Genomic DNA, 1,476 nt, shown 5'->3' with positions numbered 1-1,476 from the left:
TCCTACCGCAGCACACGGGCCGGCGCTGAATACCGGGAAGCGTCCAAAAAAGAGAACTGGCATATCAGGGGCATCCATACCTGCGGTCAGGTCGCTTTTTCATAATAGTGCAGGGAACCGCAGCTTGCGCATACCCATTCCTCAAGCAGGTGCTCGGGAACATGCTCCCCGCAGACCGGGCAGGTTGCCGACTTCCATTCCTTTTTCCTGCGAACCGGGACACGAACCCGCTCCCAGGAGAGGATCTCCCGCCGCGCCCCAAGAATCTGATCGGTAAGCTGTCTGGCCATGGTTTTCTTATCAAAATCCGGGCTCTTTGTGAACCAGGTAAAAATGATCGGGAACCGTTCCAGTTTTTTCGGATCGATATAAACCCGGACCGCTTCCGTCGTTTCTTCCGCCGACGACCGGTTCAGGGTCAGCGCAAAACGGCCGGTCGGGATAATGCGGAGCCGGTTGTTCCCAAAGGTGCAATGGGCAACCACCTGGACCGCATCGGGTGCGCACTTGTGCGTTTCACATACCGTGTAGAGTTTTTCCCGCGGATCTGCGCCGAGCAGTTCCATCGCATAATCGATCATGAAGACGCCGATGAGGAGACCCGGAGCCGAATAGGTATGGAACTCCGATGAGCGGTACAACCAGTCCTGCAGGACGGACCCAATTCCGTAATCATCCATCCGTTCCTTGAGCTCGGCGAGAGAATATTCGGATTTTGCGGAACTCATAACCACAGAGTTGGATGACATCTGATAAACATGTTATGAAAAGTAATTACTTGGGGTAAACCGGTCGTGAGGTTAGGGGGTATCCGCCAACCGGGAAAACCTGGTGTTCCTCGGGATCGATCCGGTTTCCGGAAAGGATTTACCGGAAAAAATCCATGAGATCCTTTATGGAATGTAATTCCGGGACGGTAGCGTTCGGCCGGAACCAGCATGCCTCAAGAATGTCGACAGATGAGAGCTGATGCCCATCAGGGGCCTGCGCTGACCGTGTTGCGAGGAGGATAAACGAGAGGGGGATCGGGATTCCGGATACATCAACCGTGAAGGGAGCAGGATAGCCCCGCCGGGCATAATTCCGGACACTCCACCGGTCAACGATCACTCCGATCTGACGCAGGTAGGTCGATACGCGCGCATAAGGCTTGAGGGTTGCAAGGGCTATACAGAGATCGACGACCGGGGCTCCTGCACGGGTATCCGGATAAAACGGCTGGGGGGCGTACACAACGGCACGGCACGCAGCGCACCGGAATCTCCGGATACGAACCATAATAGTCCTGGTACCGCTGCCTTCCGTCACGACAGCGAACTGTTTCATCCTGATGTCATAGGCGGACAGGCTGCCACCGCAGTGAGGACACCGGGTGAGCGTGTCAAACAGGACGCCGTCGCAGGCAGCGAGTGCGGCCGGGATCAGATCGGCAAGAATCGGGAGGACCCGGTAGAGTTTTTTCATGACAGCCTGCAC

General features: G+C 56.2%; 2 protein-coding genes. Both read right to left on the bottom strand.

What is annotated here, in order from left to right:
* Positions 1 to 86 precede the first annotated feature (86 nt).
* On the bottom strand, positions 87 to 728 hold the full coding sequence (locus tag CW742_RS12820) for an FmdE family protein (protein ID WP_292420977.1): 642 nt from the start codon (positions 726 to 728) through the stop codon (positions 87 to 89).
* 139 nt (positions 729 to 867) lie between these two features.
* Positions 868 to 1,476, bottom strand: a 609-nt coding sequence (locus CW742_RS12815; RefSeq protein ID WP_292420975.1) for a hypothetical protein, incomplete at its 5' end; no start/stop codon positions are given.

The sequence above is a fragment of the Methanoregula sp. genome, assembly GCF_002835825.1.
Lineage (GTDB): Archaea > Halobacteriota > Methanomicrobia > Methanomicrobiales > Methanospirillaceae > Methanoregula.
This window is presented reverse-complemented; position numbering and strand designations above follow the sequence as displayed.